The sequence below is a fragment of the Streptomyces sp. NPDC005576 genome (assembly GCF_042871745.1).
GTDB lineage: Bacteria > Actinomycetota > Actinomycetes > Streptomycetales > Streptomycetaceae > Streptomyces.
Genome location: NZ_JBIAJC010000056.1, coordinates 1 through 1,230 on the forward strand (window position 1 = coordinate 1; position 1,230 = coordinate 1,230).

At 64.2% G+C, this 1,230-nt stretch carries 1 protein-coding gene; it reads right to left on the reverse strand.

Going from position 1 to position 1,230, the window contains the following annotated elements; translation table 11 throughout:
* Positions 1-1,230, reverse strand: a 1,230-nt coding sequence (locus ACFYPN_RS33735) for an MFS transporter (protein ID WP_389303728.1), incomplete at both ends; no start/stop codon positions are given.

Consider the following 1,230-nt stretch of genomic DNA (forward strand, 5'->3'; position numbering starts at 1 on the left):
CTTGTTCTTGAGGAAGAGGAAGGAGGTCAGGACTCCGAGGACGACGATCGCGGTGTTCACGATCACGGCCGTCGTGATGCCCTCATGGATGTCCGTGTTCGCCGCGGCGATCGCCGACATGATCGGCGTACCCATCGTGATACCGATCTGCTGCGTCATCGTCGCCAGACCCGTCGCCATACCCTGCTCGTGATCCGCCAGACCCGTGGTCGCCGTCACCATGAACCCCACGATCACCAGCATGTTCCCCACACCACCGGCGAACGTCGCCACCAGCAGCAACCACATCGAACCACTCGTCTCACCCAGGAACACCAGCGACAACGTCGCCACCGCCTGCAACACCCCACCCATCAACAACGTCGACCGCGTCGACGTCGCACCGATCACCCGCGGAGCGATCGAACCACCCACCACCGTGCCCACACCCAGCACACCGAACGACAACCCCGCCGTCAGCGGCGAAAACCCGAGCACTTCCTGGAGATACAGCGTCATCAGGAAGACCAGACTCGTCTCCGTCAGGAACGCGATCACACCCGCCACGTTCCCCCACGCCACCGTCCGCTTCTTCAGCACCGACACCGGCACCAACGGACTCGACGCCTTCGACTCCACCGCATAGAACACCACCAGCAGCACCACACCCGCCGCCAGCCACCCCAGAGCCGCACCCGAACCCCAGCCCCGCTCACCAGCCTGCGTCAGCCCATACACCAGAGCCAACAACCCCAACGTCACCGACACCGCACCCGGCACATCCAACTTCGGACGCGACACCGGACGCGACTCCTTGATCACCGTCGGAGCAATCACCAACACCACCAACGCCACCGGCACATTGATGAAGAACGACCACCGCCACGACAGCAGATCCGTCAGCACCCCACCCAAAATCGCACCCGTCGTGAACCCCGCCGACATCAACGCACCATTCAGCCCCAACGCCTTCTGCCGCAACGGCCCCTCCGGGAACGACGTCGTCAGCAACGACAACCCCGCCGGCGTCACCGCCGCCGTCGCCAACCCCTGGAACACCCGCGCCACGATCAGCATCTCCGGACTCTGCGCCAGACCGCCCACCAACGACGACAGACCCAGCACACCCAGACCCACCAGGAACAACCGCCGACGCCCGAACAAGTCAGCGACCCGCCCGAACAACAACGTGAACCCCGCAGCACACAACGCGAACGACGTCGCGATCCACTGCAGATTCGACAACGAGAA